The 5,710-nt window shown below is 71.8% G+C and carries 5 protein-coding genes and 1 riboswitch; of the genes, 2 read left to right on the top strand and 3 right to left on the bottom strand.

All coding sequences use genetic code 11. The features are described from left to right. Positions 1-17 precede the first annotated feature (17 nt). Positions 18-869, top strand: a complete 852-nt coding sequence (gene trmB / locus FNH09_RS43895; protein ID WP_162470010.1) for a tRNA (guanosine(46)-N7)-methyltransferase TrmB — start codon at positions 18-20, stop codon at positions 867-869. 104 nt (positions 870-973) lie between these two features. Continuing rightward, positions 974-2,290 (top strand): PrsW family glutamic-type intramembrane protease, encoded by a 1,317-nt coding sequence (locus FNH09_RS43890; RefSeq protein WP_162470009.1) that lies wholly within the window; start codon positions 974-976, stop codon positions 2,288-2,290. Between the two features lie 34 nt (positions 2,291-2,324). Here FNH09_RS43890 and FNH09_RS43885 read toward each other — a convergent pair whose 3' ends face one another. The 3 genes from FNH09_RS43885 to FNH09_RS43875 form a co-directional block, all read right to left on the bottom strand. Continuing rightward, on the bottom strand, positions 2,325-3,269 hold the full coding sequence (locus FNH09_RS43885) for an aldo/keto reductase (RefSeq protein WP_152895460.1): 945 nt from the start codon (positions 3,267-3,269) through the stop codon (positions 2,325-2,327). 196 nt (positions 3,270-3,465) lie between these two features. Next, entirely contained in the window at positions 3,466-4,494 is a 1,029-nt protein-coding gene (locus FNH09_RS43880) for a peptidoglycan DD-metalloendopeptidase family protein (RefSeq protein ID WP_162470008.1), read from the bottom strand. A 10-nt stretch (positions 4,495-4,504) separates the two neighbouring features. After that, a riboswitch (cyclic di-AMP (ydaO/yuaA leader) is annotated at positions 4,505-4,661 on the bottom strand. 256 nt (positions 4,662-4,917) lie between these two features. After that, positions 4,918-5,710: PP2C family protein-serine/threonine phosphatase (locus tag FNH09_RS43875; RefSeq protein ID WP_152895459.1), on the bottom strand; the 793-nt coding region annotated here is incomplete at its 5' end.

Below are 5,710 nucleotides of genomic sequence, written 5' to 3'. Positions count from 1 at the left end.
GTAAAATCGACTTCACTGTGTCTGAGCTGAACACCTCCCCCGAAGCGCCCCGGTCCGCCCCCGAAGCACCACGGCAGGGGCCGGGCCCCGATGTGCCCGCCCGGCCGAAGGGAGAACCCCGCTTTCCCGACGGCCCGCAGGCCGATCCCGCCGGGTCGCACTTCGAGCGGCGGATCCGCAGCTTCCAGCCGCGGCGCAGCCGGGTGACCACGGGACAGGCGGACGCGTTGCAGCGGCTGTGGTCCCGGTGGGGGCTCGACATCGACGGACAGCGCGTCGTCGACCTCGGTGAGATGTTCGGCAACGGCAACCCGGTGGTGCTGGAGATCGGTTTCGGGATGGGCGAGGCGACCGCGCAGATGGCCGCCGCCGACCCGGACACCAACGTGCTCGGCGTGGACGTGCACACCCCGGGCCAGGGCAACCTGCTCAACCTGGCCGACCACCACGGGCTGTCCAACGTGCGGGTGGCCAACGGGGACGCCATCATCCTGCTGCGCGAGATGCTCGCCCCCGACTCCCTCGCCGGGCTGCGCGTCTACTTCCCCGACCCGTGGCCCAAGAAGCGCCATCACAAGCGGCGGCTGATCCAGCCGGAGTTCCTCGACCTCGCCGCGACCCGGCTGCGGCCCGGCGCGGTCGTGCACTGCGCCACCGACTGGGAGCCGTACGCCGAGCAGATGCTGGACGTGCTCGACGCGCACCCCGACTTCGAGAACACCCGTGCCGAAGGCGGTTTCTCGCCCCGTCCCGCGTTCCGGCCCGTGACCCGTTTCGAGGGCCAGGGACTGGACAAGGGACATGTCGTGAACGATCTGCTCTTCCGTCGCGTACAGCACCGCGAGCCGCAGGAGCAGCGGCCGCTGTAGGCACGGCGCCCGTGGCAGCCGTGGTGGACACGGCCGTCCGGGCAGCCGGGCCGGCGGCACAAAAGGAACAGCAAGACCAGCCCTCCCTCGTTAGGGTCAATGCCGTGGCGACCGTTCCCCCGTATCCGACGTACCCCTTCGGCCCCGCCGGAGGCGGGGTCCGACACCCACGCTGGTGGCAGCGCACCGGGGTGCGGTACGGCGCCGTGATCACTTTGCTGGCGCTCTCCGGGCTCGTCATCCTGGCGCTGGTGCGCAGGCAGACCGGCACCGAGGGATTCCTGGTAGGGCTCGGACTCGCGGTCCTGCCGGTGCCGTTGCTCGTCACCGCCTTCCGCTGGCTGGACCGGGTCCAGCCGGGCCCCTGGCGCAACCTGCTGTTCGCCTTCGCCTGGGGCGCCTGCGCGGCGGCATTGATAGCGATCGTCGCCAACAGCTTCGCGACCGAGTGGATAGCGACGGCGACGGCCGATCCGTCGGGCGCCGACACCCTCGGCGCGACCGTGATAGCCCCCGTGGTCGAGGAGTCCGCCAAGGCCGCCGCCGTGCTGCTCGTCTTCCTCTTCCGCAGAAGGGACTTCACCGGCATCGTCGACGGGGTCGTCATAGCCGGGGTGACCGCGACCGGCTTCGCGTTCACCGAGAACATCCTCTATCTCGGCACCGCCTTCGGCACCGACCAGCTCAGCGGGGACCGGGGCATCGCCTCCGTCACCGCGGCGACCTTCTTCGTCCGCGTCATCATGTCGCCGTTCGCGCACCCCCTGTTCACGGTCCTCACCGGCATCGGCTTCGGCCTCGCCGCACTCTGCTCGGACCGGCAGCGCGTGCGCCGGGTGCTGCTGCCGCCGTGCGGACTGCTGCTCGCGATGGGCATGCACGCGTTCTGGAACGGCTCCGCGACCTTCGGCGAGTACGGGTTCTTCGCCGTGTACGGGCTGTTCATGGTGCCCGCGTTCGGCCTGCTGACCTGGCTGGTGATCTGGACGCGCCAACGCGAACTGCGGACCATGTACGAGGAGTTGCCCGCGTACGTCGCCGCGGGCTGGCTCAGCCCGGCCGAGCCGTACGCGCTCGGCTCGATGCGGGCCCGGCGGCTGGCCCGCGAGTATGCCGGGCACCACCTCGGCAAGCCGGCCGAGCGGACGGTGGCGGAGTACGAGACGTACGCGACCTCGCTCGCGGCCCTGCGGCGCAGGGGACGCCGCGGCCGGGCCGGCAGCGACTTCGTCGTACGGGAGCGGGAACTGCTGCACGAGCTGTGGCGGCGCCGGGAGGTGGCGCGGCCCGCGCTGGACTACGCGGCGCGGGCGGCGGCCCCGCCGGTACCGGTGATGATGCCGGTGTCCCCCCCGGTTGCCTGGCCGGCGTACGGATATCCGGCGGCCGCGTACCCCGCCCACAACCCGTACCGGTCGTAGTCCCGGGGCGTCCGGGGGAGACAGGCGGGCCGGATCAGGCCGACGCCGCCGTGAGGCGCGCGAGCTCCGGCTCCGTCAGCTCCAGCTCCGCGACCCCGAGCAGGGCCGGCAGCTGCTCCACCGTCCGCGCGGAGGCGATCGGGGCGAGCACCGTGGGCCGGGCGGCCAGCCAGGCCAGGGCGACGGTGGCGACCTGGACGTCATGGGCGGCGGCGATCTCGTCGAGGGCGGCGAGGACCTTGCGGCCGCGGTCGGTCTCCAGGTGCTTGGCGGCGCCGGTGGCCCGCGCGCTGTCGACCGTCGTACCGGGGCGGTACTTGCCCGTGAGGAATCCGGAGGCGAGGGCGTAGTAGGGGACGGCCGCGAGGCCGAACCGGTCGGCGACGTCCTGGAGCTCTCCCTCGTAGGTGTCGCGCGAGACCAGGTTGTAGTGGGGCTGGAGGGCCACGTACCGGGCCAGGCCCTCGCGGTCGGAGAACTCCAGGGACTCGCGCAGCCGCGCGGGGGAGATGTTGGAGGCGCCGATCTGCCGCACCTTGCCCGCCCGCACCAGCTCGTCGAGCGCGCCGACGATCTCCTCGACCGGGACCTCGGGCTTGTCGAAGTGGGTGTAGTAGAGGTCGATGTGGTCGGTGCCGAGGCGGCGCAGCGAGGCGTCGGCGGCGGCCTTGATGTTGGCGGCGGTCAGGCCGGGGAACTCGGGGTGCTGGCTGACCTTGGTGGCGATGACGACGTCGGCGCGGTTGCCACGGGCCCTGACCCAGTCGCCGATGATCGTCTCGGACTCGCCGCCCCGGTTGCCGTCGACCCAGGCCGAGTAGGCGTCCGCGGTGTCGATGAAGTTGCCGCCCGCGGCCGTGTAGGCGTCGAGTACGGCGAAGGACTGGTCCTGGTCGGCGGTCCAGCCGAAGACGTTGCCGCCGAGGGCGAGCGGGAACACTTCGAGGTCGGAGGAACCGAGCTTGCGAAGAGAAGTCATGCTCAATGCCAACGCCCGGCCTGGAAGGTGATATTCCGTCCGGCCGCCCGGTGTTCCCTCCGCATTCCGGGACTCGTGCCCGGACAGCGGAAAACCGGCAGTCCTGGCGTCGGGGGGATGTCGCCAGGACTGCCGGAGGTCAAAGAGCCCGGAGCTCAGAAAGCCGGAGGTCGGGAAGCCCGGGGGCGCCGGGACGTCAGGGGGTGAGGCCCTTGCCGCGCAGCCAGGCCATCGGGTCGATCCCGTCCGCGCTGCCGCCCGGGTGGACCTCGAGGTGCAGGTGCGGACCGGTGACGTTGCCGGTGGCGCCGACCCGGCCGATGACATCGCCGGTGGCGACCTTCTGCCCGACGCTGACGCTGATCGAGGACTGGTGGCAGAACCACAGCTCGGTGCCGTCGTCGAGGGTGAGGATCGTGCGGTAGCCGTAGGAGCCGGCCCAGCCCGCCTCGGTGATCGTGCCGCTGTGGATCGCCTTGATGAGCGTTCCGGTGGGCGCGGCGAAGTCGAGGCCCGTGTGGTACCCGGAGGACCACATGGAGCCGGCCTCGCCGAAGGTCGAGGTGATCGTGTACGAGGAGGTCGGCAGCGTGTACTGCTTGGCGAGCTCGGCCAGGCGCTCGGCCTCGGCCTTCTTCGCGGCCTCCTCCTCCGCCTTCTTCTTGGCGGCTTCGGCCTTGGCCTTGGCCTCCTGCTCCGCCTTGGCGGCCGCGTCGGTGGCGGCCTTCTCGGCAGCGGCGGCGGCCTTGGCCTCGACCTGGGTCTGCTGCTGCTCGGCCTGGGCCATGATCCGGCTGCGCAGCGCCTCACCGGCGTCGGTGGTGCCCTGGGCGCTTTCGGCGGTGGTCACGCCTATGCCGCTGAGCGGGGCCGCGACGTCCTGCGTGGTGTCGGCGGGCTTCTCGTCCGACAGCAGGGAGCCGACGGAGGGAAGGTCGGGCAGGGAGATGGAGACCGGGGGCTTGCCGGTGTTGGCGCTGGCCATTCCGCCGCCGGCGACGGCGGCTATGACACCGACGCCCAGGACGGTGGAGCTGCGGGCGAGTCCCCCGCCACGCTGCTTGGCGACGCGATGCTTGCCGCGCGGGGGGCGAACGGTCTCCGCGGTGGGATTCCATTCCTCCCACGGACCCTCGTCGGCGCGGTAGCTGCCGAAGCCGAAGGCCTCGGTGCTGGGCTGGCTCGGCACGAACGGGGCCTCTGGGGCAGGCGGGTTGGACGCCACGTGGGCGTGCTCCTTCCTTCCTTCTCGCCTACCGGGTTAGCTGACGGGTTCGGAGCAGGAAGGTCTCCTACGCGCGTATACCGCCTGTCACTGACAGCGGTGGCCGTGCGATTCACCCCATGGTGTTGGTTCCCCGGTTCCCTTGCGGGATTCGGCGCGTGCGCACGGAGCCGCCTTGTGACGGCTGGGACGACCGCGCTGCGTTATCGAACGTTAATGGGCACGGGGGCTGGATTCCAAGCCGTTCTGCTTGATCAATAACATTTTTGGCCAGGACTTAAGGCGATGACCGGCGAAAATCGGGCGAGTTGACCCTTGCGCGGAACGCGGGGGCCATACCTCAGGAGTCACCGGGGTTTTGATGGTGACTCAGATGTTATGCGCAGGGGGGTCGCTCGATCACTCCATGTGACGAAGGCGCGGTCAGGGCCGTCGGACGGCGAGCAGGGCCATGTCGTCCGCCAGACCTCCTCCGCAGTGCCGGTGCACGTCCCGCGCGAGAGCGGCGAGCAGTTCCTCGGGATCACGGAAGGGGCGTCCGGCGAGCCGCTCCTCGGGGTCGTAGAAACGGCCTTGGGCGTCGCGCGCCTCGGAGACGCCGTCGGTGTGCAGGAGCAGGGTGGCGCCCCTGGGGAACCGGGACTCCTCCGCCCGGTCGGGCCGGTCGGCCAGCTCGCCCATGCCGAGCGGCAGGGCCGGCTCGTGGGCGGGCAGCGGACGCACGGTGCCGTCCGGGTGCAGCAGCAGCGGCGGCGGGTGTCCGCGGTGGAGGATCCGCACCGTCTCGTCCCCGTGCGGGAGTTCGGCGAGTACGGCGGTGGTGAAGCCCTCGGAGGCGTCGGGCCCGTCACGCCTGGTGCCCTCGCGCGCCAGCGCCCGTTCCAGCCGCTGTGCGACCGCCTCCAGGGTCGCCTCCTGCTCGGCGGCCTCCCGGAAGGCCCCGATGATCACGGCCACCGCCGCCACCGCGCCCATGCCCTTGCCCCGTACGTCCCCGACGATCAGCCGTACGCCGCGCGGGGTGTCCTGCACGGCGTAGAGGTCGCCGCCGATGAAGGCGTCGGCCTGGGCCGCCTCGTAGCGGGCGGCGACGTCGTACCCGCCGATCCGGGCGGCGGGCTCGGGCAGCACCGCGCGCTGGGCGGCCTCGGCGATCTCGCGGGCGCTGGCGAGGCGCTGGTCGCCGCGGCGCACGACCCGGTTGATGACCGCGGCC

The organism is Streptomyces adustus, assembly GCF_009377175.1.
GTDB lineage: Bacteria > Actinomycetota > Actinomycetes > Streptomycetales > Streptomycetaceae > Streptomyces > Streptomyces adustus.
Note: the sequence above shows the minus strand (reverse complement) of the source record. Positions and strands in the feature narration are given on the sequence as shown.